The sequence below is a fragment of the Micromonospora marincola genome (assembly GCF_056150385.1).
Window position 1 is genome coordinate 45,604 of record NZ_JAXCFT010000022.1, and the last position, 25,339, is coordinate 70,942.

The 25,339-nt window shown below is 72.1% G+C and carries 23 protein-coding genes; 10 read left to right on the forward strand and 13 right to left on the reverse strand.

The window, feature by feature from the left end; all coding sequences use genetic code 11:
- The first annotated feature begins 34 nt into the window (after positions 1–34).
- Both SM450_RS28160 and SM450_RS28165 read left to right on the forward strand, forming a co-directional pair.
- Positions 35–997 (forward strand): COX15/CtaA family protein, encoded by a 963-nt coding sequence (locus SM450_RS28160; RefSeq protein ID WP_474622805.1) that lies wholly within the window; start codon positions 35–37, stop codon positions 995–997.
- A 73-nt stretch (positions 998–1,070) separates the two neighbouring features.
- Positions 1,071–2,738 carry a right-handed parallel beta-helix repeat-containing protein gene (locus SM450_RS28165; protein ID WP_474622806.1) on the forward strand — a complete coding sequence of 556 codons (1,668 nt, stop codon included), beginning with the start codon at positions 1,071–1,073 and terminating at the stop codon, positions 2,736–2,738.
- Between the two features lie 195 nt (positions 2,739–2,933).
- Here the strand turns inward: SM450_RS28165 and SM450_RS28170 are convergent, their stop codons facing one another.
- From SM450_RS28170 to SM450_RS28180, 3 genes are all read right to left on the reverse strand, one after another.
- Positions 2,934–3,851, reverse strand: coding sequence for an ATP-grasp domain-containing protein (locus SM450_RS28170; RefSeq protein WP_474622807.1), 918 nt, complete (start codon positions 3,849–3,851; stop codon positions 2,934–2,936).
- Between the two features lie 13 nt (positions 3,852–3,864).
- Positions 3,865–4,197, reverse strand: a complete 333-nt coding sequence (locus SM450_RS28175) for a hypothetical protein (RefSeq protein WP_474622808.1) — start codon at positions 4,195–4,197, stop codon at positions 3,865–3,867.
- A 218-nt stretch (positions 4,198–4,415) separates the two neighbouring features.
- Entirely contained in the window at positions 4,416–5,375 is a 960-nt protein-coding gene (locus tag SM450_RS28180; protein ID WP_474622809.1) for a heme o synthase, read from the reverse strand.
- Between the two features lie 262 nt (positions 5,376–5,637).
- Between SM450_RS28180 and tkt the strand changes: the two genes are divergently transcribed.
- The 6 genes from tkt to pgl all read left to right on the forward strand — a co-directional run bounded on the left by tkt (position 5,638) and on the right by pgl (position 13,738).
- The gene (gene tkt, locus SM450_RS28185; RefSeq protein WP_474622810.1) at positions 5,638–7,776 is read left to right on the forward strand and encodes a transketolase; all 2,139 of its coding nucleotides are present in this window, start codon (positions 5,638–5,640) and stop codon (positions 7,774–7,776) included.
- A 16-nt stretch (positions 7,777–7,792) separates the two neighbouring features.
- Positions 7,793–8,971 carry a transaldolase gene (gene tal, locus SM450_RS28190; RefSeq protein WP_474622811.1) on the forward strand — a complete coding sequence of 393 codons (1,179 nt, stop codon included), beginning with the start codon at positions 7,793–7,795 and terminating at the stop codon, positions 8,969–8,971.
- Between the two features lie 69 nt (positions 8,972–9,040).
- Positions 9,041–10,285 carry a glucose-6-phosphate isomerase gene (locus SM450_RS28195; protein WP_474622812.1) on the forward strand — a complete coding sequence of 415 codons (1,245 nt, stop codon included), beginning with the start codon at positions 9,041–9,043 and terminating at the stop codon, positions 10,283–10,285.
- 50 nt (positions 10,286–10,335) lie between these two features.
- The gene (gene zwf / locus SM450_RS28200; RefSeq protein WP_474622813.1) at positions 10,336–11,850 is read left to right on the forward strand and encodes a glucose-6-phosphate dehydrogenase; all 1,515 of its coding nucleotides are present in this window, start codon (positions 10,336–10,338) and stop codon (positions 11,848–11,850) included.
- Between the two features lie 31 nt (positions 11,851–11,881).
- A complete protein-coding gene (locus SM450_RS28205; protein ID WP_474622814.1) occupies positions 11,882–12,898 on the forward strand; it encodes a glucose-6-phosphate dehydrogenase assembly protein OpcA in 1,017 nt (338 codons plus the stop codon).
- Between the two features lie 69 nt (positions 12,899–12,967).
- The gene (gene pgl, locus SM450_RS28210) at positions 12,968–13,738 is read left to right on the forward strand and encodes a 6-phosphogluconolactonase (RefSeq protein ID WP_474622815.1); all 771 of its coding nucleotides are present in this window, start codon (positions 12,968–12,970) and stop codon (positions 13,736–13,738) included.
- Between the two features lie 72 nt (positions 13,739–13,810).
- On the opposite strand, the gene SM450_RS28215 is transcribed toward pgl, so the two are convergent.
- From SM450_RS28215 to SM450_RS28260, 10 genes are all read right to left on the reverse strand, one after another.
- Positions 13,811–14,155 (reverse strand): RNA polymerase-binding protein RbpA, encoded by a 345-nt coding sequence (locus SM450_RS28215; protein WP_282283519.1) that lies wholly within the window; start codon positions 14,153–14,155, stop codon positions 13,811–13,813.
- 131 nt (positions 14,156–14,286) lie between these two features.
- Positions 14,287–14,547: a preprotein translocase subunit SecG gene (gene secG, locus SM450_RS28220; protein WP_181569394.1), complete on the reverse strand. Its 261-nt coding sequence runs from the start codon at positions 14,545–14,547 to the stop codon at positions 14,287–14,289.
- Positions 14,548–14,642: 95 nt separating this feature from the next.
- The gene (gene tpiA / locus SM450_RS28225) at positions 14,643–15,434 is read right to left on the reverse strand and encodes a triose-phosphate isomerase (protein WP_282283520.1); all 792 of its coding nucleotides are present in this window, start codon (positions 15,432–15,434) and stop codon (positions 14,643–14,645) included.
- A complete protein-coding gene (locus SM450_RS28230) occupies positions 15,435–16,634 on the reverse strand; it encodes a phosphoglycerate kinase (RefSeq protein WP_474622816.1) in 1,200 nt (399 codons plus the stop codon). It abuts the gene before it with no gap.
- Entirely contained in the window at positions 16,631–17,635 is a 1,005-nt protein-coding gene (gap, locus tag SM450_RS28235) for a type I glyceraldehyde-3-phosphate dehydrogenase (protein ID WP_474622817.1), read from the reverse strand. Before gap ends, SM450_RS28230 begins: the two co-directional genes overlap by 4 nt.
- A gap of 263 nt (positions 17,636–17,898) precedes the next feature.
- Entirely contained in the window at positions 17,899–18,879 is a 981-nt protein-coding gene (whiA, locus tag SM450_RS28240) for a DNA-binding protein WhiA (RefSeq protein WP_474622818.1), read from the reverse strand.
- Between the two features lie 55 nt (positions 18,880–18,934).
- Positions 18,935–19,942, reverse strand: a complete 1,008-nt coding sequence (locus SM450_RS28245) for a gluconeogenesis factor YvcK family protein (protein ID WP_474622819.1) — start codon at positions 19,940–19,942, stop codon at positions 18,935–18,937.
- Positions 19,939–20,823, reverse strand: a complete 885-nt coding sequence (rapZ, locus tag SM450_RS28250; RefSeq protein WP_474622843.1) for an RNase adapter RapZ — start codon at positions 20,821–20,823, stop codon at positions 19,939–19,941. The genes SM450_RS28245 and rapZ overlap by 4 nt, the downstream gene beginning before the upstream one ends.
- Positions 20,824–21,141: 318 nt before the next feature.
- Positions 21,142–21,336 carry a DUF397 domain-containing protein gene (locus SM450_RS28255; protein ID WP_474622820.1) on the reverse strand — a complete coding sequence of 65 codons (195 nt, stop codon included), beginning with the start codon at positions 21,334–21,336 and terminating at the stop codon, positions 21,142–21,144.
- Between the two features lie 24 nt (positions 21,337–21,360).
- The gene (locus SM450_RS28260; RefSeq protein ID WP_474622821.1) at positions 21,361–22,209 is read right to left on the reverse strand and encodes a helix-turn-helix domain-containing protein; all 849 of its coding nucleotides are present in this window, start codon (positions 22,207–22,209) and stop codon (positions 21,361–21,363) included.
- Positions 22,210–22,540: 331 nt separating this feature from the next.
- On the opposite strand from SM450_RS28260, the gene SM450_RS28265 reads away from it, so the two are divergent.
- Both SM450_RS28265 and recQ read left to right on the forward strand, forming a co-directional pair.
- Positions 22,541–22,840, forward strand: a complete 300-nt coding sequence (locus SM450_RS28265; protein ID WP_474622822.1) for a hypothetical protein — start codon at positions 22,541–22,543, stop codon at positions 22,838–22,840.
- A gap of 31 nt (positions 22,841–22,871) precedes the next feature.
- On the forward strand, positions 22,872–24,713 hold the full coding sequence (gene recQ, locus SM450_RS28270) for a DNA helicase RecQ (RefSeq protein WP_474622823.1): 1,842 nt from the start codon (positions 22,872–22,874) through the stop codon (positions 24,711–24,713).
- The last annotated feature ends 626 nt before the right edge of the window (positions 24,714–25,339 follow it).

Genomic DNA, 25,339 nt, shown 5'->3' on the forward strand with positions numbered 1-25,339 from the left:
GAGCGGCGGAGTCACCCGATCGGGCACCACTACGATGCGTAGGATTCGCGGGGTGAAGCGTTCCGTCCGGTTCCCGGTCTCCCCCACGCTGCTGCGTCGGCTCGCGTACACCTCGATCATCGCGAACGTGGCGATCGTGGTCACCGGCGGGGGCGTCCGGCTCACCGCGTCCGGCCTCGGCTGCCCCACCTGGCCCCGGTGCACCGACGAGTCCTACACCACCACGTCCGAGATGGGCGTGCACGGCGTGATCGAGTTCGGCAACCGGCTGTTGACGTTCGCGGTGGGCATCATCGCGCTCGCCGTGGTGCTTGCCGTGCTGGCCCAGCGCCCGCGCCGACGGGGACTGCTGCCGCTGGCCGTGGGCGTGCTGCTCGGCATCCCGGCCCAGGCGGTCGTCGGCGGGATCACCGTGCTCACCAACCTCAACCCGTGGGTGGTCGGGCTGCACTTCCTCGCCTCGATGGCGGTGATCGCCGCCGCGTACGCGCTGTGGCGGCGCACCGGCGAGCCGGGCGGGCCGGTGACCCCGACCGTGCCGGCGCCGCTGCGTACCCTCGCCTGGATCACCGCCGTGGTCACCGCGGCCGTGCTCGTGGTCGGCACCTGGGTGACCGGCAGCGGCCCGCACGCCGGCGACCACGGCGCGGCCCGCAACGGCCTGGACCCGGAGGCCATCTCCCAGGTCCACGCGGACGGCGTCTTCCTGCTGATCGGCCTCTCGGTGGCGCTGTTCTTCGCGTTCCGCGCGGTCGGCGCGCAGCGTGCCGCCCGGGCCGCCGGGGTGCTGCTCGCGGTCGAGTCGGGCCAGGGTCTGATCGGCTTCGTGCAGTACTTCACGCACCTGCCCGCGGTGCTTGTCGCCGCACACATGCTCGGCTCCTGCCTGGTGCTGCTGGCCACGCTGGGCGTGCTCTGGAGCACGCGGGAGCGCCTTCCGGCCACGCCGGCGGCCCCGGCCGCGCCCGCCGCCGAGCCGGTGGGCGCCACCGCCTGAGCCGGGCGTTACCGCGCGGCGGGAGCGGGAATACGGCCCGGACGACGGACCGTACGCCCGAGGGGAGCCGCCGGTGTCGCGCAAGGGACTCGCCACGACCGCACCGCAGCGACTGACCCCGGTGGCCGGCGCGCCCCTGTGGTGCGACGCCCGTGAGCACGGCCTCACCGGGGACGGGGTGACGAACGACCAGCCGGCGCTTGCCGCGCTCGTGGACCGCCTCGGCGCGGGGTACGACGCCGACGGCCGGGCCCGGGTCATCCACTGCCCGCCCGGCCTCTACTCGATCCGCGACGCCGGCACGATCTGGCGCAGCGGCGTCTCCCTGATCGGCGCCGGCCCGGCGGCGACCCGGTTCCTGCTCAGCAACGAGGGCAACCGCGCCGACCCGGTGCCGCTGGCCTACTGGACCACAGTGCAGCACGGCGCGGACCGGGACCGGCACATCACCGACTGCACGTTCGCTGACTTCGAGATCGACGGCTCCGGGGTGGCCCAGACCGCCTACGACTACCTGGCCAAGGGCCTGGGCCTGCAATACGTCGTGCGCGGCGTGTTCCGCAACCTCTACATCCACCACACCGGCGCCACCGGCCTCGGCTGCGACTTCCTCCAGGACACCCTGATCGACGGCGTGGTCGCGGTGGGCTGCGGCCGGCTGGACAACGGCCAGCAGATGGGCGGCGCCGGGATCGGGGTGGGCGTGGGCGGCTGGGGTGACGTGGAACGCCTCACCATCACCAACTGCACCACGATCGGCAACGGCACCAACGGGATCTTCCTGGAGTTGCAGAAGGACTACTGGACCCCGCCGCGCGGCATCCGCATCATCGGCTGCCACAGCCAGGCCAACCGGTTCGGCATCTCGGACTGGGGCGCGGACGGGCTGATCGTCTCCGGCTGCACCATGACCAACAACCTGGAGGCCGGCTTCGACGTCTCGGCCAACGGCACCGCCGGCATCGCCGGGCGCGGCGGCCTCCTCACCGGCTGCGTCATCGACTGCAACGTCGGGGACGGGATCAGCATGGGCGACACCCCCGGTCCGTACGCCGTGCAGGGCAACCGGATCAGCCGCAACGGCGGGTACGGCTACCACGAGCACGACCTGGGCCACGGCTACCGGGGCACGGCCGCGGACGTGGTGATCCAGGACAACGACATCCGCGAGAACGCGCTCGACGGGATCCGGATCGACCGGCCGATGCTCGACGCGTCGATCGTCGGCAACCGGATCCGGGACAACGGGCGCCGCTCCGCGCCGACCCACCGCGGCTCGGGCGACGCGGTGCGCTACGGCACCCGCGAAGTCACCGACGGCGCGGCGGACTGGCCAGCCGGCGGGCACCGGGGGAAGGTCGTCCGGGCCGGCACCCGGAACGCGGTGGTCGCCGACAACACCGGCGACCGGCTTTCCCTGGCCGAGGTACGCCCCGACGGCGCCACCGCCTGGAACGAGGCCACGCCGGGCCCGGGCACCGCGTACGAGCTGCTCGACGGGCCGGCGGTGTGCGCCGGGATCACGATCGCCGCCCCGTTCGACTCGGCCACCGTGCGGGGCAACCGGATCTGGCACCGGGACGCCGACACCCAGGCGTACGGGATCTGGGTCACCGAGGCGGGAAGCTGCGTCTCCTGCGCGGTCGAGGACAACGACCTCGCCGGGTCGGCGGACGCGCTGCGGCTGGACACGCCGCCGATCGGCGGTCGCTGGGAACGCAACCACATCGACCGGGACTGAGGCTCCCGCTCAGCGGCCCAGGCCCCGTCAGCCGGCCTCGCTTCTCACCGCCAGCCAGTCCGGTGATCATGAAGTTGACGGCACCGTTGATCTCCGTTGATGCCGTCAACTTCATGATCACTCGCTCGACTTCCGGAGGTGCGGCGATCACTCATCGCGCCTGGTGGTGGCGCGCCTCGGCCCCGGGCGGAGCGGTCAGGAGCGGCGGGGCAGGTGGGCGAGGATCGCGTCGGCGAGGCGGTCGGGGGCGCCGTCGGCGTAGCCGACGAACAGGCTCGGCTCGGTCAGCTCCAGCTCGACAAGCACCGGCGTGCCGTCCGGGCCGGGGATCAGGTCGACCCGGGCGTAGAGCAGCCGGTCGGCGCCGCCCGGCACGGCGGCGAGCACCCTCTCCGCGACCGCCCGCTGGTCCGGGGTGGCGGTGCGGGCCTCGATGCGCTCCTCCTTGTAGAGCGCGGCCTCGCCCAGGTCCGGGCCGGTGAGCATCGGCCCCTTGCGGATCGCGTGGCTGAACGCCAGGCCGTCGGGGCCGGCCAGGAAGAGCAGCGCGGTCTCGCCGGCGGTGTCCACCGCGTCGAGGTACGGCTGGACCATGGTGACCCGCCCGGCGTCGCCGAGCCGCCGCAGGTGCGCCCACGCCAGCTCACGGTGCTCCGGCGCGGCCATGTCGTAGCGACCGGTGTCCTGGCTGCCGGCGCTCACCGCGGGCTTGAGCACGTACTCGCCGCCGGCCGGCGGCGTCCACCTCTCCCCCGGGCCAACCCACACGGTCGGCACGGTGGGCACCCCGGCGGCCGAGAGCGCGGCGAGGTAGCGCTTGTCGGTGTTCCAGGCGATCACGTCGGCCGGATTGACAAGGGTCGGGACGGTGCGCGCCCAGGCGACGAACTCGTCCCGGCGCAGCGCGTAGTCCCAGGGCGAGCGGAGGACGACGAGATCGTGACCGGCCCAGTCCACGGTCGGGTCGTCCCAGACCGCGATCTCGGCGGTGACGCCGCGGGCGGCGAGCGGACCGAGCACGCGCCGGTCGTCCGGGTCGAGGTCGGGCAGGGCGGCGCAGGTGACGAGAGCGACCCGGGGTTTCCCCCGGGTCGACTGGTGGTGGTTGGTCATGCGGTTATATGTGTCAACGGGCCATGGTGCGCCGGGCCATCGACCGCCACAGGTCGTTGCTCGGACGCATCTGGTCCATCAGTTCACGCTCCCAAGCGTTTTCGATGTCGACTCCGGCCGTGGTGCAGGCCTGCCGCGCGATGTCGGTGCCGTCGGCGAACTGGTCGGCCCATGCCCCGTCGGAACCCACGAGGACGATCCGTGCACCGCGCTTGCCGACGTACTCGATGACCGCCTTGGCGCCACCGTGCCCGGCGGCGAACGACTTGATGCCCGCGACCAGACCGTTGATGGCCTGCTCGGGGGTCTGATCAGTCGTCAGCGTCGTATCGGAACCATCTGCCATGACGCGAAGCCTAAGCAGACTTCCACCCGGATGTGCGAGAACCGTGAACTGAATGTGATACCAATTACCCGTCGGTTTAAGCGGAACCACGGGCAATTAGCCTGCATTTATCCGTTAAGTTTGGGCGAAACGGACGACCAATATCGTCATGCTCTGTCCGGGTTGATCCCCCGCGAGATTCGCCGAGAAAAATTCCGATGAACCGCGCTCGGTGCGGGTCAGAGCAGCGCGTCGAGGGCGACGGCGGCGAAGAGGATGGTCAGGTAGGTGGTGGACCAGTGGAACAGCCGCATCGGCTTGACCGCCTCGCCACGGGCCGCGCGCCGGCACAGCTTGTGCGCCTCGACCACGAAGACGCCGCCGACGACGAGCGCCGTCACCCCGTAGAGCGGGCTCATCCCGAGCGGCCAGATCGCAAGCGAGGAGAGCAGCGTCAGCCAGGCGAACGCGATGATCTCCGCGTTGACCCGCCGGACGGAGGCGACCACCGGCAGCATCGGGATGCCGGCCCGCGCGTAGTCGTCCTTGTACTTGATGGCCAGCGCGTAGAAGTGCGGCATCTGCCAGAAGAACACCACCGCGAACAGGCCCCAGGCCGCCGGCGCCAGGCCGCCGGTCACCGCGGCCCAGCCGATCAGCACCGGCGCGGCCCCGCAGACACCGCCCCAGAACGTGTTCGCGGCCGTGGTCCGCTTCAACCAGAGCGTGTAGACCAGGTCGTAGTAGGCGATCGCGGCAAGCGTCAACCCGGCCGCCAGCCAGTTGGTGGTGGCCGCCATCAGCGCCACCGACACCACCGCCAGGACCAGCCCGAAGACAAGCGCGCTGCGGGGCGACACGGTGTGCGCGGGCAGCGGCCGGCGCTTGGTGCGCCGCATCAACTGGTCGATGTCGCGGTCGATGTAGCAGTTGAGCACGCTTGCCGCGCCGGCGGCGAGCGAGCCGCCGACAAGCACCACGGCCACCAGCCACAGCGACGGCATACCGCCGTCCGCGAGCATCATCGCCGGCACGGTGGTGACCAGCAGCAGCTCCACGATCCGCGGCTTGGTGAGCGCCACGTACGCGGCCACCACGGCCCGCACGTCCCGCCGGCCGGTCGCCGGCGCCGCCGTCACCGCGCCCACCGGCGACGTCCCGGCAGGATTGCTGACCGGGCGCTCGGTGATCATGCTCACGGATTGCCACCTTCCGGCATCGGCAAGGGAGGTCTTACGGCCCGGACCCGAACCGGGTCCACACACCGAGCCACACACTACGCGTCGTCGTTTTGGCTGCCCCGCGGACCCGGCAACGGTGCGGGCCGTCACACCGGTGGTTGAACGCCCGGCCGGGCGGGACACGTAGAAGTCAGCATGCCGAGATCCCCGGGCGGACGTTTAGCGTCGCTCGATAGGGTCATCACTGAGGGTTCCGCCCATCTGCCGAGGAGCACACAACGTGGCTGCGAAACGACCCGAGCTTCCCGCTCTCAACTGGTCCGACCTCGACCGCAGGGCCGTCGACACGGTCCGCGTGCTGGCCATGGACGCCGTGGAGAAATCCGGCAACGGCCACCCGGGTACGGCGATGAGCCTCGCCCCGGCGGCGTACCTGCTCTTCAACCGGGTCATGCGGCACAACCCGACCGACCCGAACTGGCCCGGCCGGGACCGGTTCGTGCTGTCCGCCGGGCACTCCAGCCTGACGCTCTACATCCAGCTCTTCCTCTCCGGCTATCCGCTGGCCCTGGACGACCTCAAGGCGCTGCGCCAGTGGGGCTCGCTCACCCCGGGCCACCCGGAGCACGGCCACACCCCGGGGGTGGAGACCACCACCGGCCCGCTCGGTCAGGGTCTGGGCAACGCGGTGGGCTTCGCCATGGCGGCGCGGCGCGAGCGGGGCCTGTTCGACCCCGAGCCGGACCGCGACGACTCGCCGTTCCGGCACGACATCTGGTGCATCGCCTCCGACGGTGACATCGAGGAGGGCATCACCCACGAGGTCAGCGCGCTCGCCGGCCACCAGCAGCTCGGCAACCTCTGCGTGATCTACGACGACAACGAGATCTCGATCGAGGACGACACCCGGATCGCCAAGAGCGAGGACGTGGCGGCCCGCTACGCGGCGTACGGCTGGCACGTGCAGACCGTCGACTGGCGCACCGGCGACGCCGACCAGGGCGACTACCACGAGGACGTCGAGGCGCTCTACCAGGCGCTGCTGGCCGCCAAGGCGGAGACCGGCAAGCCCTCGTTCATCGCGCTGCGCACCATCATCGGCTGGCCCGCGCCGAACAAGCAGAACACCGGCAAGATCCACGGCTCGGCGCTCGGCGCGGACGAGGTCAAGGCCACCAAGGAGATTCTCGGCTTCGACCCGCAGCGCACCTTCGAGGTCGACGAGGAGGTGCTCAAGCACGCCCGCCAGGTGGTCGAGCGGGGCGCGCAGGAGCAGGCCGAGTGGACCACCCGGTTCGACGCCTGGGCGCAGGCCAACCCGGAGCGCAAGGCGCTGTGGGAGCGGATGGCGACCCGTACCCTGCCGACCGGCTGGACCGACGCGCTGCCCACCTTCCCGGCGGACGCCAAGGGCGTCGCCACCCGGGCCGCCTCCGGCAAGGTCCTGGAGGCGCTCGCCCCGGTGCTGCCGGAGCTGTGGGGCGGCTCGGCCGACCTGGCCGAGAGCAACAACACCACCATGAAGGGCGAGCCGTCGTTCGTCCCGGCCGGGCACGCCACCAAGGACTTCCCGGGCGACGAGTACGGCCGCACGCTGCACTTCGGCATCCGCGAGCACGGCATGGGGTCGATCCTCAACGGCATCGCGCTGCACGGCGGCACCCGCCCCTACGGCGGCACGTTCCTGGTGTTCAGCGACTACATGCGCCCGTCGGTGCGGCTCGCCGCGCTGATGAAGCTGCCGGTGACCTACGTCTGGACGCACGACTCGATCGGTCTCGGCGAGGACGGCCCGACCCACCAGCCGATCGAGCACCTGAGCGCGCTGCGGGCCATCCCCGGCCTGGACGTGGTCCGCCCGGCCGACGCCAACGAGACGGCGTGGGCGTGGCGGCAGGCGCTTGAGCACACCGACCGGCCGACCGCGCTGGCGCTCAGCCGGCAGGCGCTCCCGACGGTGGACCGCTCCGAGTTCGGCTCGGCGGAGGGCACCGCCAAGGGCGGGTACGTGCTGGCCGAGGCGTCGAACGGCAAGCCGCAGGTGATCATCGTCGGCACCGGTTCGGAGGTGCAGCTCTGCCTCACGGCCCGGGAGCGGCTGGAGGCCGACGGCACCCCCACCCGGGTGGTGTCCATGCCGTGCCAGGAATGGTTCTTCGCGCAGGACGAGGCGTACCGGGAGTCGGTGCTGCCGCGCGGGGTAAAGGCACGGGTGAGCGTGGAGGCGGGCATCGCGATGTCCTGGCGGGGGATCGTCGGTGACAGCGGCGAGTGCGTGAGCATCGAGCACTACGGCGCGAGCGCGCCCTACACCGTGCTCTTCGAGCAGTTCGGGTTCACCCCCGACCGGATCGTGGCCGCCGCGCACGCGGCGCTGACCCGGGTGGGCGACATCACCGGTTTCACGACCGGCAACTGAGGGGAGCGTGGACGGCATGACGGACAGGCTGAGCGAGCTCCAGAACGCCGGGGTGGCGATCTGGCTCGACGATCTCTCCCGGGTACGACTGACCTCCGGCGGGCTGGACAAACTCCGCCGGGAGAGCCACGTGGCCGGGGTGACCACCAATCCGACGATCTTCGCGAAGGCGCTGAGCGACGCCGACGAGTACGACTGGCAACTGCGTGACCTCGCCACCCGCGACGTGGACGTCGAGGAGGCGGTGCGCATGCTCACCACGTACGACGTGCGGTGGGCGTGCGACGTGATGCGCCCCTCGTACGACGCCAGCGCCGGGGTGGACGGCCGGGTGTCGATCGAGGTGGACCCGCGATCCGCGCACGACGCGGACAAGACCACCGCCGAGGCCAAGGCGCTGTGGTGGCTCGTCGACCGGCCGAACCTCTTCATCAAGATCCCGGCGACCGAGGAGGGCCTGCCGGCGATCACGAGGACGCTCGCGGAGGGGATCAGCGTGAACGTCACGCTGATCTTCGGGCTGGACCGCTACTCGCAGGTGATGGAGGCGTTCCTGGCCGGCCTGGAGCAGGCCCGGGCCAACGGGCACGACCTGTCGAAGATCGGCTCGGTCGCCTCGTTCTTCGTCTCCCGGGTCGACAGCGAGGTGGACAAGCGGCTGGAGAAGATCGGCTCCGACCAGGCCAAGTCGCTGCGCGGCAAGGCCGCGGTCGCGAACGCCCGGCTGGCGTACGAGCGGTACGCCGAGGTGTTCTCGTCGGCACGCTGGCAGAAGCTGGCCGACGCCGGCGCCCACCCGCAGCGGCCGTTGTGGGCCTCCACGTCGACGAAGAACCCGGACTACCGGGACGTCATCTACGTCGAGGAGCTGATCGCCCCCGGCACGGTCAACACCATGCCGGAGCCGGTCGTCCACGCCTACGCCGACCACGGCGAGACCCGGGCCGACACGGTCACCGGCGCGTACGACGACGCGCGGAAGGTCTTCGCGGACCTGGAGTCGGTAGGCGTGGACCTGGTTGACGTGATCGCCACCCTGGAGCGGGAGGGCGTGGAGAAGTTCGAGGCGAGCTGGCTGGAGCTGCTGGAGGGAGTCAAGAAGTCCCTCGCCGACGCGGCCAAGGGCGCCGACAGCCCGCACCGGGCCGCCGAAGGGAACGCGCAGAACGCCCAGCAGGCCGGCGGGAACGCGTGACAGATGGCGTCCGACGCGTCCCGGGGCGCCGCCCCGGGGCGCGTCCCGCCGTACCGTGGAACCGGTGAGGTGAGTGACCTGAGCGACCTGGTGGCCGGTCCGGCGGACATCGCCGCCGGCCTGGCCGTGCACGGCGCGGACGCGGTGGACCGGTCCGCGCGCGCCACCCTGGACCGCACCACCGACGCCCACCTGCGGGCCTACCGGCAGGTGTGGCGCGATGCGGGGCCGGAGGCCGCCCGGCACGTCGTGGTGGTCACCCGGCCCGGCTCGGAGCTGGAGGCGCTCGCCGACGAGTGGGGCGCGGTGGTGCTTCCGGCCGATCCGGAGGTGGCCGGGCAGTGGGCCCCGCTCACCGCGTTCGGCCTGGTCCCGGCGGCGCTCGCCGGCGCCCCGGTCACCGAGCTGCTGGACGAGGCCGCGGCGCTTGCCGGCGCGCTGGACCGGGGCCGGGACAATCCCGGCCTGGCGCTCGGCGCGGCGCTCGGCGCGGCGCCCGACGGCGGACGGGCCACCGTGGCGCTGGTGCCCGACGGCACCGGCCTCGACGGGCTGCGCCACTGGGCCGCCGCGCTGCTCGCCGCGGCGACCGGCGGGCGGGTCCTGCCGGTCGCGACGGAGTCCCCGGACGCGCCCGGCGCCACCGGCCCGGGGGTGCTGACGGTCGGCCTCGGCGGCGCGCTCGGCCCGGGTGTGGCGCCCGGCCCGGCCGCCGACGTGGCGGTCAACGGCCCGCTCGGCGCGCAGTTCCTCACCTGGCAGTACGCCGCCGCCACCGCCGCGGTGACGCTGCGGGTCGACCCGTTCGCGGAGCCCGCCGGCGCCACGTGCGACGACGAGCCGGCGCCGGCGGGCCCGTCGCCCTCGTCGGTCGAGGGCGCGATCGAGGTGTACGCCCCGGCGGGCGCCCCCGCCGACCTGGCCGGCGCGCTGCGCTGGCTCACCGACGGGCTGGGCCCCGACGAGCACCTCGCGGTGACCGCGTGGCTCGACCGGCGGGCCGACGCGGCGGTGGCCGGGCTGCGCCCGGTGCTGGCGCGGCGCACCGGGCGGCCGGTGACCGTCGGGTGGGGCCCCCGCCGCCCGGCCCACACCGACGGGCGCGCCCGGCACCTCCAGATCACCGGTGCGGTCACCGATGATCTTCCGGTGCCCGGTCGCCCGTACACCTTCGCCGAGCTACAGGCGGCCCAGGCCGCCGCGGACCGGCGGGCCCTGGCCCGCCGGGAGCGACCGGTGCTGCGACTGCACCTGACCGAGCGGGCGACCGGCGTCGCCCAGCTGCTGGATACGGCCGGACGGACACGTACGTGACGATCAACGACCTGGAATCAGCGGACCGAGATGCAGGAGGAGGTGGCCCGGTGAACCCGTTACGTGATTCCCAGGACCGGCGGCTGCCGCGTATCCCTGAGCCGTGCGCCCTGGTGATCTTCGGGGTCACCGGCGACCTGGCCCGGAAGAAGCTGTTGCCGGCGGTCTACGACCTGGCGAACCGGGGGCTGCTGCCGCCCGGCTTCGCGGTCCTGGGCTTCGCCCGCCGCGACTGGGGCGACGGCGACTTCGAGTCGCTTGCCCACGAGGCGGCCAAGAAGCACGCCCGCACCCCGTGGCGCGAGGAGGTCTGGGCCCGGCTGGTCGGCAACATCAAGTTCGTCGGTGGCTCGTTCGACGACGACGACGCCTTCGACCGGCTCGCCACCACGCTCGACGAGCTGCGCGACTCGCACGGCATCCACGGCAACGCCGCGTTCTACTTCTCCATCCCCCCGGCCGCCTTCCCGGTGGTGCTCAAGCAGCTCGCCCGCACCGGCATGGCGGACAACGAGAAGTCCGGCGGCTGGCGGCGGGTGGTCGTGGAGAAGCCGTTCGGCAACGACCTGCCCTCGGCCAAGGCGCTCAACGACCTGGTCGACGACGTCTTCACCCGCCAGGACGTCTTCCGGATCGACCACTACCTGGGCAAGGAGACGGTCCAGAACATCCTGGCCCTGCGGTTCGCCAACAACCTGTTCGAGCCGCTGTGGAACTCCAAGTACGTCGACTCGGTGCAGATCACCATGGCCGAGGACGTCGGCATCGGCACCCGGGCCGCGTTCTACGACTCGGTCGGCACCGCCCGGGACGTGCTCCAGAACCACCTGCTCCAACTGCTCGCCCTGGTCGCGATGGAGGAGCCGACAAGCTTCGACGCCGACGAGATCCGGGCCGAGAAGCTCAAGGTGCTCAAGGCCATCGCCGTGCCGCGGGACATCGCCGCGGACACGGTGCGCGGGCAGTACCTGCCCGGCTGGGTGGGCGGCGAGCGCGCCAAGGGCTACCTGGAGGAGGACGACGTCCCGGAGGACTCCACCACCGAGACGTACGTGGCGGTGAAGCTGGCCATCCAGAACCGGCGCTGGGCCGGGGTGCCGTTCTACATCCGGGCCGGCAAGCGGTTGCCCCGGCGGGTCACCGAGGTGGCCATCATGTTCAAGAAGGCGCCGCACCTGCCGTTCGACCCGGCCGACATGGAGTCCCTCGGCTCCAACCAGCTCGTCATCCGGGTGCAACCGGACGAGGGCGTGGTGCTGAAGTTCGGCTCCAAGGTGCCGGGCACCACCATGGAGGTCCGCGACATCGCGATGGACTTCCAGTACGGCGAGGCGTTCACCGAGTCCAGCCCCGAGGCGTACGAGCGGCTGGTGCTCGACGTGCTGATCGGCGACCGGACGCTGTTCCCGGACGCCGCCGAGGTCGAGCAGAGCTGGCAGGTCGTCGACCCGCTGGAGCACGCCTGGGAGGGGACGAAGCCGGAGCCGTACCGGGCCGGCGAGTGGGGCCCCCGGGCCGCCGACGAGATGCTGGCCCGCGAGGGCCGGGCTTGGCGGAGAGCGTGAGCGGGCAGAGCGAGCGAACCAGGAGGCTCCAGTGATCGGGCTGTGGGACACCACCGGCAACGAGGTGGTCAAGGCGCTGGCCGCCGAGCGGCGCAGCGCGGGCGGGGTGGCAAGCGGGATGGCGCTCACCCTGATCGTCGTGGTGGACGAGAAGCGGGTCCGGGAGGCGGAGGCGGCGGCCACCATCGCCGCCGCCGCGCACCCCTGCCGGCTTCTCGTGGTGGTCCGCTCGGACGTCGAGCGGGACCGCAACCGGCTGGACGCGGAGATCGTCGTGGGCGGCCGGCTCGGCCCGTGCGAGGCGGTGGTCACCCGGATGTACGGCCGGCTCGCGCTGCACGCCGAGTCCGTGGTGATGCCGCTGCTGGTGCCGGACGTGCCGGTGGTGACCTGGTGGCACGACGAGCCGCCGCACGAGATCGCCACCGACTTCCTCGGCGTGGTGGCCGACCGCCGGATCACCGACACGGCGCAGGCCCCCGACCCGATCGCCGCGCTGCGGCAACGGGCGCACGACTACGCGCCTGGCGACACCGACCTGGCCTGGACCCGGATCACCCCGTGGCGCACGCTTGTCGCCGGGGCGTTCGACACCACCCAGGCCCGGGTCACCGAGGCGACGGTGGTGGCGCCGCGCGCCGACCCGACCGCGGCGCTGATGCGCGGATGGCTGACCGCCCGGCTCGGCATCGAGCCGACCTGGGAGCACACCGACAGGTCCCCGCGGATGTGCGAGGTGCAGTTGCGCTGCGCCAACGGCGACGAGCTGACGCTGACCCGGGACGACAGCGTCGCGAACTTCCGCCGTACCGGGCAGGAGGACCGGACGCTGCCGCTGGTCCGCCGGCCGCTCGGCGACGAGCTGGCCGAGGAGCTGCGCCGTCTCGACGCCGACCAGGTGTACGCCGAGGCGCTCGGCGCGGCGTTCGGGCTGACCGGGCTGGACCAGCGTTCGGCCCAGCGGGTGCACGTGTGGAAGGATCCGGCGACCGCCCGACGCGCCGAGGCCGGCGTGACCGCGCACGCGGGCGCGACCGCGAACGAGTGACCGCCCGGACGGGGCGGCGACAGGCACCGAGGACCGCCGCGGGGTGGTCGGAACGCGAGGGCACGACGGATGAGTGAGGCGAGTGTCGCCGTACACGCCGACCCTGACCTGCTGGCGCAGGCGGTGGCGGCCCGGCTTGTGGTGAAGCTGCTCGACGCGCAGGCCGAGCGCGGTCAGGCGTCGGTGGTGCTGACCGGCGGGCGGATCGCCGCGGCGGTCCACCGGGCGGTCGGCGAGTTGCCGGCCCGGGACGCCGTCGACTGGTCCCGGGTCGACTTCTGGTGGGGCGACGAACGGTTCCTGCCGGCCGGTGACCCGGAGCGCAACGAGACCCAGGCCCGGGCGGCGCTGCTTGACGCGCTGCCGCTGGACCCGGCCCGGGTGCACCAGATGCCGGCGTCGGACGGTCCGGCCGGTGATGACCCGGAGTCTGCCGCCGCCTGGTACGCGCGGGAGTTGGCCGCCGCCGCGCGTCCGGGGCACGCCGCCCTCCCCCACTTCGACGTGCTGATGCTCGGTGTCGGTGAGGACGGGCACGTGGCGTCGGTGTTCCCGGAGCACCCGGTGCACCACGACAACCGCCCGGTGAGCGCGGTGCGGGGCAGCCCGAAGCCGCCGCCGGTGCGCACCACGCTGACCCTGCCGACGATCAACACGGCGGAGGAGGTGTGGCTGGTCGCCGCCGGGGCGGACAAGGCCCGGGCGGTGGGCATGGCGCTGGCCGGGGCGGGGCCGGTGCAGTTGCCGGCGGCCGGCGTGCACGGCGTCTCCCGTACCCTCTGGCTGCTGGACCGCGCCGCGGCGGCGAACGTCCCGCCGCGCTCGCGCAGCTTGAGGTGATAAGGAGGGGCCCCCTCTTAACGCCTGCGGTATAGGCGGGGCCCCTTCTTAACACCGCTGGGGATGGCCGCGTCAGGCGCGGCCCCGGCGGCGGCGTAGGGCCGCCAGGGCCTCCGCGAGCAGCGCCTCGCCCTCCTCCGGGGTGCGGCGCTCCTGCACGTACGCCAGATGGGTCTTGTAGGGCTCGGCGCGCTGCCGGCCCGGCGGGTTGCCCGGCTCGGGGCCGGCCGGCTCACCGCAGCGGGGGCAGTCCCACGACGCCGGGGTCTCCGCCTCGGCGGCGATCAGGAACTCGACCCGGTGCTCGTGGCGGCACCAGTAGACGACCGGCCGGCGCGGGGCCGGCTCGGAGCGCTGGTCGAAGCGCTCGGGGGCGGACCCGATCCGGGTGCCGCGGATGACGTTGTTGCTGGGCACGGTTGCTCGCTCCCTGTCGTCGGAGGGGGACCGCCGCCGGAGGGGTCGGCGACGGGCGACGGGCGGAGAAACAAAACTGCGCGCGGTCCGTGACGGACCGCGCGCAGATTGTACGCTTCTTCGGCGCTCGCTCAGGTGCCGCTGCTCATCTGGAGCCGGAGCCAGAGCCCCAGCCCGACGATGCACGCGAACCAGACGATCCCCACCAGAACGGTGTAGCGGTCGAGGTTCTTCTCGGCCACCGAGGAACCGGCCAGGCTGGAGCTGACGCCGCCGCCGAACATGCTCGACAACCCGCCGCCCTTACCGCGGTGCAGGAGGATCAGCAGGACGAGCAGCACGCTGGTGATGACCAGCAAGGTGATCATCGTGTAGGCGAACCAGATCGGCATGGCGGGGGTCAGTCCTCTCGTTACGATCACTGCCCGGACCTGTCGGGCACGGCGGCACCGACCGGTGGACGGGCAGCGTCAAGAATAGCGAGCGATCAGCGGCCCGTGTGCTCCGGGAACCGACAGATCTGCGCGAACTCCTCCGCGTCGAGGCTCGCGCCCCCGACAAGCGCCCCGTCCACGTCCGGCTGGGCCATGATCGCGGCGACGTTCGACGCCTTCACCGACCCGCCGTAGAGGATCCGGACCTGCCCGGCGGTGGCCTCGTCGTAGGTCTCCACGAGCCGCTTGCGCACCTCGCCGCAGACCTCCTGGGCGTCCTCGGGCGTCGCCGTCTTGCCGGTGCCGATCGCCCAGACCGGCTCGTACGCGACGACGACCTTGGTGACCTGCTCGGCGGTGAGCCCCTTCAGCGCGCCGTCGAGCTGGTCGCAGCAGTGCGGAACCTGCTTGAGCTGCTCGCGGATCTCCAGGCCCTCGCCGATGCAGAGGATCGGGGTGAGCCCGTTCGCGAGCGCCGCCGCCACCTTCGCGTTGACGAGCGCGTCGTCCTCGTAGTGGTACTGCCGCCGCTCGGAGTGGCCGACCGCCACGTAGGTGCAGCCGAGCTTGGCGAGCATCGACCCGGCGATGTCACCGGTGTACGCCCCGGACGGGAACGGCGACAGGTCCTGCGCGCCGTAGCCGATCAGCAGCTTGTCGCCGTCCACCGCGGTCTGCACGGTACGCAGGTCGGTGAAGGGCGGCAGCACCACGCACTCGACGTCGGTGAGCTGCTTCTCGGTCAGGCTCGCGGCCAGCTTCTGCATCAGCAGGTTGGCCTCGAGGTGGTTCAAATTCATCTTCCAGTTGCCGGCCATCAGCGGCCGGCGGGTCGTGCTCGCCATTCAGTTCTCCAGAGCCGCGATGCCGGGGAGGGTCTTGCCCTCCAGATATTCCAGGGAGGCGCCGCCACCAGTGGAGATGTGCCCGAACGAGGACTCGTCCAGGCCCAGCGCGCGCACCGCCGCGGCGGAGTCACCGCCGCCCACCACGCTGAACGCGTCCGCCTTGGTGATCGCCTCGGCCACCCCGCGGGTGCCGTTCGCGAACGCCGCCATCTCGAACACGCCCATCGGGCCGTTCCAGAAGACGGTCTTCGCCTGGGACAGCACGGCGGCGAAGGCAGCCACCGTCTCCGGGCCGATGTCCAGGCCCAGCCGGTGGCTGGGGATGCCGTCAGCCGGCACCGTGTCGTGCGCGGCGTCCGGGGCGAAGGCGTCCGCGGCCACCACGTCGACCGGGAGCATGATCTTGCCCGGCGCGCGTTCCAGCAGGTTGCGGCAGGTCTCGACCATCTCCTCCTCCAGCAGCGAGGTGCCCACCTCGTGGCCCTGGGCCTTGAGGAAGGTGAAGCACATCCCGCCGCCGATGAGCAGCCGGTCGACAGTGGGCAGCAGCGCCTCGATCACGGCCAGCTTGTCGGAGACCTTCGAGCCACCGAGCACCACCACGTACGGGCGCTCCGGCTCGCCGGTCAGCTTGCTGAGCACCTCGACCTCGCGCAGCACGAGCCGGCCGGCGACGTGCGGCAGTCGCGCCGGCACGTCGTGCACGCTCGCGTGCTTGCGGTGCACCGCGCCGAAGGCGTCGTCGACGTAGGCGTCGCCGAGCGCGGCGAGCTGGTCGGCGAACGCGCCCCGCTCGGCCTCGTCCTTGCTCGTCTCGCCCTTGTTGAACCGCAGGTTCTCCAGCAGCGCGACCTGACCGTCGGCCAGCCCGGCCACGGTGGACTGCGCCGAGTCGCCCACGGTGTCCTCGGCGAAGCTCACCGGGGCGCCGAGCAGCTCACCGAGCCGCCCGGCGACCGGGCGGAGGCTGAACTGCGGGTCCGGCGCGCCCTTCGGCCGGCCCAGGTGCGAGCAGACGACCACCTTCGCGCCCGCCTGCACAAGCGCGCCGAGCGTCGGCAGCACGGCCCGGATCCTACCGTCGTCGGTGATGGCGCCGGTCTGCTTGTCGAGCGGGACGTTCAGGTCGGCGCGCACAAGCACGCGCCGACCCGAGACCCCCTCGGCAAGCAGGTCGTCGAGGTTACGGATCGTCACAGCGACTGACCCACCAGCTTGACCAGGTCGACCAGGCGATTGGAGTAGCCCCACTCGTTGTCGTACCAGCCGACGACCTTGACCTGGTTGCCGATCACCTTGGTCAGCGGCGCGTCGAAGATGCACGACGCCGGGTCGGTGACGATGTCCGACGAGACGATCGGGTCCTCGTTGTAGACCAGGATGCCCTTGAGCGGGCCGTCCGCGGCGGCCTTCAGCGCGGCGTTGACCTCGTCCACGGTGGTCTCCCGGCCGACCTCGACGGTCAGGTCGGTGGCCGAACCGGTCGGGATCGGCACGCGCAGCGCGTACCCGTCGAGCTTGCCCTTGAGGTCCGGCAGGACCAGGCCGATCGCCTTCGCGGCGCCGGTCGAGGTCGGCACGATGTTGAGCGCGGCGGCCCGCGCCCGGCGCAGGTCCTTGTGCGGCGCGTCCTGCAGGTTCTGGTCCTGCGTGTACGCGTGGATGGTGGTCATCAGACCCTTGGTGATGCCGAACGTGTCGTGCAGCACCTTGGCCATCGGGGCGAGGCAGTTGGTGGTGCAGGACGCGTTCGAGATAATGCTGTGCTTGGCCGGGTCGTACTGGTCCTGGTTGACGCCCATCACCACGGTGACGTCCTCGTTCTTCGCCGGCGCGGAGATGATGACCTTCTTGGCCCCGCCGTCGATGTGCGCCTTCGCCTTGCCGCCGTCGGTGAAGAACCCGGTGGACTCGATGACCACGTCGGCGCCGACCTCGCCCCACGGCAGCTTCGCCGGGTCCTTCTCGGCGAACGCCTTGATGGTCTTGCCGCCCACGGTGATCTCGTCGGCGGTGGCCTTCACCTCGTGCGGGAGGCGGCCCAGGATGCTGTCGTACTTGACAAGGTGGGCGAGCGTCGCGTTGTCGGTCAGGTCGTTGACGGCGACGACCTCGATGTCGGCGCCGGACGCCAGCACTGCCCGGAAGAAGTTACGGCCGATCCGGCCGAAGCCGTTGATGCCAACCCGGATGGTCACAGGTCCCATCTCCTCGCGTTCTGGTCCGCCGGCGTCAGACCACGGCCGGCGAAGGTGTGTGCGCCGACCGTTCGAGCCGGCCGTTGACGATTCATCTCGGCCACCCCGCCGCGGTCTCTGGGGACCTGACCGCCCGAGGCGGTGATGACGGCGAGAGTGCCTGTGCCGGCCCCCTTGCCGTACGCAGCGACCCTATCCGAGCGCGCGGCGGCACGCTCGGGCGGGTGGTGGTCCCGCTCGTGCGACGTCGCCCCACCGTCCTATCAGACCACGAGCATGTCCGGCGTGACTGCCGCTTCGGTATCCGGGATGCCCAGGTCACGGGCTCTTTTGTCGGCAAGCGCGAGCAACCGGCGGATCCGGCCGGCGATCGCGTCCTTGGTCAGCGGCGGCTCGGCGAGCGCGCCCAACTCCTCCAGGGACGCCTGGCGGTGCTCCAGCCGCAGCCGGCCGGCCGAGGTCAGGTGGTTCGGCGCGTCGTCGGCGAGGATCTCCAGCGCCCGGGTGACCCGGGCGGCGGCGGCCACCGCGGCACGCGCCGAGCGGCGCAGGTTGGCGTCGTCGAAGTTGGCCAGCCGGTTGGCGGTCGCGCGCACCTCCCGGCGTACCCGCCGCTCCTCCCAGGCCAGCACGCTTGAGTGCGCGCCGACGCGGGTGAGCAACGCGGCGATCGCGTCGCCGTCCTTGACCACGACCCGGTCCACGCCGCGCACCTCACGGTTCTTGGCGGCGATGCCGATGCGGCGGGCGGCGCCGACGAGCGCGAGCGCCGACTCCGGCCCCGGGCAGGTGATCTCCAACGCGCTGGAGCGACCCGGCTCGGTGAGCGAGCCGTGTGCCATGAACGCGCCCCGCCAAGCGGACACCGCGCAGCAGACGTTCGCGGCCACCACGTGCGGCGGCAGGCCCCGCACCGGGCGGCCCCGCACGTCGAGCAGGCCGGTCTGCCGGGCGAGCGCCTCGCCGTCCTTGACCACACGCACGATGAAGTGACTGCCCTTGCGCAGGCCACCCGAGGCGAGCACGTGGATCTCACTCGGGTAGCCGTAGACCTCGGCGACCTCCCGCCGCAGCCGGCGGGCCACCGCGCCGGTGTCCAGCTCCGCCTCGACCACCACGCGACCCGACACGATGTGCAGGCCGCCGGCGAACCGCAGCAGGGCGGCCATCTCCGCCCGGCGGCAGCAGGGCTTGGGCACGTCGACCCGACTCAGCTCGTCCTTGACCGCAGCCGTCATCGCCATTCCAGCGCCCCCTCACGGACCGGTACCGGCGTGTCGCCGGTGATTACGTACGTGTCTAACGATCGGCGCCCAGGACAGGCACCAGTGCGGCGCCCAGGGCGGCCGGATCATGACGGGGTGTGCCGTCGGTGACGGCGACGGGAGCGAGGACCAGCCGGGCACCAAGCGATTCTGCCGCACGTTCGACCGCCACGGGATCACCCACCGCCGTGGAGTCGGCGAGCACCATGTCCACCTTCAGCTCGGGCAGATAGCGCCGCAGGGTGTCCAAATGGTCGGGCAGGGACAACCCGGACGTCTCCTTCTCGGCCACCAGGTTCAACGTCACCAGCCGCCGCGCCGGGCTGGACACGATCGCGTCGGCCAGGCCGGGCACCAGCAGGTGCGGCAGCACGCTCGTGTACCAACTGCCCGGCCCGAAGATCAGCCAGTCGGCGGCGCGTACCGCGGTCACCGCCTCGGCGCACGCGGCCGGCGCGGCCGGGGCGAGCCGCAGCGACTCGACCGTGCCCGGGGTGACCGCCACCTGGTGCTGGCCGCGCACCGTGGACACCTCGTCCGGGTGGGCCGGGTCGGCGCCCCGGACCCGCGCCTCGATGCCCACCGGCTGCCGCGACATCGGCAGCACCCGACCGACCGCGCCGAGCATCGCCCCGGCGTGGTCGAGCGCGGCCACCGGGTCGCCGAGCAACTCGACCAGCCCGTGCAGCAGCAGGTTGCCGACCGCGTGACCGGCGAGCGGGTCGCCCATCCCGCCGGCCGGCGCCGCCGCGCCGAGCGTCGGCGCGGGCGTCGCCACGGCGGCGAAACGGTGCTGGAACAGCGCCGCGCTGCGCCGCGTCGCCGGGTGGTCACCGGAGAGCGCCACGAGCGCCTGCCGCAGGTCACCCGGGGGCAGTCCGCCGCGCTCGGCCCGCAACCGGCCGCTGGAGCCGCCGTCGTCACCGACCGTGACCACCGCGGTGATGTCCAGGTCCAGTCCGGGTACGCAGTGCCGCAGCGCCCGCAGGGACGCCGACAGCCCGTGGCCGCCGCCGAACGCGACCACCCTGGTCGGGGTCACTCCCGCCCCAGGTCCCGGTGCTGCGCGTGGGCGGCGATGCCTGACGCGCGCAGCCGGGCGGCCAACTCCTCGGCGATCGCCACGCTGCGGTGCTTGCCGCCGGTGCAACCGACCGCCACGGTCAGGTAGCGCTTGCCCTCCCGCTCGAAACCGGCGGTGGTGGCGTTGACCAGGTCGGCGTAGCCGGCGACGAACCCGTCCGCGCCCTCCTGACCCAGCACGTACGCGCTGACCGCCTCCTCCCGGCCGGTGTGCTCACGCAGCTCCGGCACCCAGTACGGGTTGGGCAGGAACCGGGCGTCCATCACGAAGTCGGCGTCCGGCGGAAGGCCGTACTTGAAGCCGAACGACAGCACGGTGATCCGCAGCCGGCGGGCGTCCTCCCCGCCGAACAGTTCCTCGACCCGGCGACGGAGCTGGTTGACGTTCAGGTGGCTGGTGTCGATGATCACGTCGGCTTGGTCGCGGGCCTCCTCCAGCAGCGCCCGCTCGACCGCGATGCCGTCGGCCAGCCGCCCGTCGCCCTGCAACGGGTGCGAGCGACGCACGCTCTCGAACCGGCGGATCAGCACCTCGTCGTCGGCGTCGACGAAGACCACCCGGGGCTGGAAGCCGCGCTCGCGCAACTCCCGGATCGCGCCGGCCAGGTCGGTGGAGAAGGCGCGCGACCGCACGTCCAGCACCATCGCCGTACGCCGGGCCGCGCCGCCGGCCTTGAACGCCAGCTCGGCCATGTCCAGCAGCAGCGCCTGGGGCAGGTTGTCGACCACGTAGTAGCCGACGTTCTCCAACGCCCGGGCCACCGTGCTGCGGCCACCGCCGGAGAGGCCGGTCACCACCACCAGGGAGGTCTCCGCCTCGGCCGGCGCCGGCCTCCCCATCGTTGTCTCCGCGCCGGTCGGCACCAGATCGTCCACCGTTCGCGCCTCGCTCACCGCTACCCCCAGCCTGGCGCCGCGGCCGGTCGGCCGCGCATGGTCAGTCGCCGACTCTAACGGCTGAGCCCCCGCCCGGGATTCCACGGGGTGACCACCGGAACAGCGGGTCGTCCGATTTCCCGCCCCCCGTCCCACCCGTCCCTCCCCCGCGCTCCCGCATCTCCGCTGTTTCACGGGAAGAGTGGCTATAGCTGCCGGATTAGCCGCAGTTTCCGTGAAGCAGCGGGGCGGGGCGGGCAGGTCGTGGCGGGCGGCGAGCTGTCAGTCGCGCCGCAGGTCGACGACGAAGGACGACCAGGCGTGGCGGGTGAAGAGCAGGGTCGGCCCATCCGGGTCCTTGGAGTCACGCACCGCCAACGCGCCAGGCAGGTCGGCCACCTCGACACAGTTCGAGCCACTCGCGCTGCTCCGGCTGCTCCTACGCCATATCGCCGCGTGAACGTCCGGAGCAGTCATCGTTCGGGCTCCTCAGCCGCTGGGTCAGTAGTCGTCGGCCACCCGAGCCAGGAAGCCTGCGGACTCGTCCGGGTCGAGCGCCTTGGCCATGAGGTGGTCGAACATGAGTCTATATCGGGCGACGTGCCTCGCCTCTTCCAAGAGAAGCGTGCTGGAGTCGTTGTCGAGGTAGACGACCGTGGGGTCCAGGATTGGATCGGCGTAGTCGAGCAGGGTGAACGGGCCGCCCATGGCCGCATGCGCGCCAGCCACGAAGGGCAGGATCTGGATCTCCACGGTGGGCAGGTCGCACGCTTCGATCAGGCGGGTGAGCTGCGCCTGCATCACCTCCGGGCCACCCACGACGCGGCGCACCACCGCCTCGTCGAGCACCATCCACAGCTTCGGCGGCGCGTCCCGCGAGAGCAGGGTCTTGCGGCCGAGTCGGGCGGCTACTCGTCGATCGATCTCGTCCTGGTCGGCGGTGCTGCGACCGGCCCGGACGATGGCGCGGACGTACTCCTCGGTCTGCAACAGGCCGGGCACGTAGAGGCTCTCGAACGAGCTTATCGACGTGGCCTCCGCCTCGAAGCCGACGTAGTTGTCCGGCAACACGTCGCCGTACGCGCTCCACCAGCCCTTCAGCCGGGACTGGCGGAGCAGCGTGGCCAGCAGCTCCCGCTCGGACTCGGTGGCCTCGTAGAGGTCGAGCAGCGGCGGCATGTCCTTGGGCATCACCCGGGAGTGCCCCTGCTCCATGCGGATGACCTTGGTGCGGTGCCAGCCGAGGATCTTGGCCACCTCCTCGGCGGTGTGGCCGGCGCGATCCCGCAGACGACGCAGTTCGCGCCGCAGACGACGGGCTCTGATCGTCGGACTCGGCACCTGCGCCATCGACACTCACCTCCACCGGGAGTAGTCGATTTTTCTCCCACCGCAACCGAAAGGCAAGAAGGAAATGCGACGTTGCGCTTTGAAGCTACGTGGTCCAAGCTGTTCGCAACCATCCGCCTACGGAGAGGCAGCATACGGTGACCGACTTCCACCACGACCTGGCCGCCATGCTCGACGGGGCCGACGTGTCCGAGCGGGTCCGCGCCGCCATCGCCACGCGTTGTCGACGGCGCACCCACTCTCTCCGTACCCCCGAGTTCCGCCCGATCGGAGTCCGGCGGAGCGCGCGCGGCGGGCGGGCCGCAACCAGGCGCCCGCCGGCGCCTACCGGATGCCGCGCCGGTGGACGCTGCGCCTGACCTACCTGGCGGCCGACGCGCAGGAGGCCCGCGACCAGGCCGTGGTCTACACCGAGGGGCTGACGATCCTGCGGCCGGAGGTGCCCGCGACCGGCGCGCTCCTGTCCCGGGCCGACGCCTGGAACCACATCGAGCCGGTGTTCTGCGGTCGGGTCGGGCCCGACGACGAGGTCTGCGCGGACGTCACCGGGCACCCCGGTTTCCACCACGCGGCCGGCGTCGACGGGCTCCGCTGGGGCGACGGCGACGGGACGACGGGGCTTCTTCCGTAAGGCTGTCGGGGGACGCTCGTAGACTGCGCTGATGGTCTCCCCCACCGAGCAGCGGACCTCCGACGCGCTTGGCGTGTTGCAGCGGGTCTTCGGCTACGACGCCTTCCGCGGTGTCCAGCAGGACATCATCGAACATGTGGTGGGCGGCGGCGACGCGCTGGTGCTCATGCCCACCGGCGGCGGCAAGTCACTCTGCTACCAGATCCCGGCGCTGGTCCGCGACGGCGTGGCGGTGGTCGTCTCGCCGCTGATCGCGCTCATGCAGGACCAGGTCGACGCGCTCACCGCGGTCGGCGTCCGGGCCGGTTTCCTCAACTCGACGCAGGACCCGGCCGAGCGGCGTCGGGTCGAGGCGGCCTATCTCGCCGGCGACCTCGACCTGCTCTACCTGGCCCCGGAAGGGCTGGCGGTGCGGTCCACCCTCGGCCTGCTGGAGCGCGGAAAGATCGCCCTGTTCGCGATCGACGAGGCGCACTGCGTCTCCCAGTGGGGGCACGACTTCCGCCCCGACTACCTCAACCTGTCCATGCTGCACGAACGCTGGCCGCAGGTGCCACGGATCGCGCTGACCGCCACCGCGACGCGGGCCACCCGTACCGAGATCGCGACCCGGTTGCAGCTCACCGAGGCCCGGCACTTCGTGGCCAGCTTCGACCGGCCCAACATCCAATACCGGATCGTGCCGAAACGGGAGCCGCGCCGGCAGTTGCTGAGCCTGCTGCGCGACGAGCACCCGGGCGACGCCGGCATCGTCTACTGCCTGTCCCGGGCCTCGGTGGAGAAGACCGCCGACTTCCTGGTCGCCAACGGCATCCCGGCCCTGCCCTACCACGCCGGGCTCGACGCGCGCACCCGCGCCACCAACCAGCAGCGCTTCCTGCGGGAGGACGGGCTGGTGATGGTGGCCACCATCGCGTTCGGCATGGGCATCGACAAGCCCGACGTACGCTTCGTCGCCCACCTCGACCTGCCCAAGTCGGTGGAGGGCTACTACCAGGAGACCGGCCGCGCCGGGCGCGACGGGCTGCCGTCCACGGCCTGGCTGGCGTACGGGCTCCAGGACGTGGTGCAGCAGCGCAAGATGATCGAGACGTCCGAGGGCGACCTGGCGCACCGGCGCAACCTCGCCGCCCACCTCGACGCGATGCTGGCGCTCTGCGAGACGGTCCGCTGCCGCCGCGCCCAACTGCTCGAATACTTCGGCGAGACCGGGGCGCCGAACTGCGGCAACTGCGACACCTGCCTCGACCCGCCGGAGTCCTGGGACGGCACGGTCGCGGCGCAGAAGCTGCTCTCCACCGTCTACCGGCTCGACCGGGAACGCAACCAGCGGTTCGGCGCCGGGCACAGCATCGACATCCTGCTCGGCAAGCACACCGACAAGATCGACCAGCACGGCCACGACGCGTTGAGCACGTTCGGCATCGGCACCGACCTGCGCGACACCGAGTGGCGCGGCGTGGTGCGGCAACTGCTCGCCGAAGGGCTGCTCGCCGTGGAGGGCGACTACGGCACGCTGGCGCTCACCGAGGCCAGCGCCGACGTGCTCGGCCGGCGGCGCACGGTCACGCTGCGCAAGGAGCCGGAGCGTCCGCTGTCCGGCCGGGCCGCGAAGCCCCGCGGCGCGGCGACGGTCGTCGCCGACCTCTCCCCCGCCGCCGCCGGTGTCTTCGAGCGGCTCCGCGCCTGGCGGGCCGCCACCGCCAAGGAGCAGGGCGTCCCCGCGTACGTCATCTTCCACGACGCGACGCTGCGCCAGATCGCGGCCGAGCCGCCGGCTTCGCTGGCCGAGTTGTCCCGGTTCAACGGCGTGGGCGAGAACAAGCTCGCCAAGTACGGCGAAGCCATCCTCACCGTCCTCGCCGAGGGGTGACGAGAGGGCCGACCCCGTTCTCGGGGACGGCCCTCGTCGCCTGTGTGGTCAGGAGATGCGGTCGCGAACCGCCGCTGCTCTGCACCCATCCGCGCACTGCGCACGCACCGTCACCGAACCGGTCTCGTACCCACGACGGCGACACAGGCGTCTGAGCAGTTCAACCAGCTGATGCGGATAAGGCTGCAGAGCAAAGGCACACCTGGCAGCGTCATCCCGCCCCGCCGGGGCCTTCACGCTCAGCAACCACGCAATCCGTCCGCGGGTCAATCTTGGTACGGCATGGCCCCTCCGGGGGCGTTTTCGTACCAAGATCTTGAGCGTCCCGAGAAGTGGAAAAAGGATCCCGGAAGGCGAGAACCCTTGCTTGATCGACTCCAGCTCGCCGAGGTGGCGGCATCCCGGTGCGCCCAACCCCGCCACCTCGCCGAGGTGGAGTCGATCAAGGGGCACGGGACTCCCCGGGTGCGGTCAGCCGCGCTTCCGGGAGCGGAGAATCGCCCAGATCCCGCCGACGACAGCCACCGCGGTCGGCAGGAGACAACAGATCGCCAGGATGGACACATGCCACGGCTTGATCGCTCCCATACGCCCGAAGGATAGGCGGCACTGTCCAGCGCCACGAG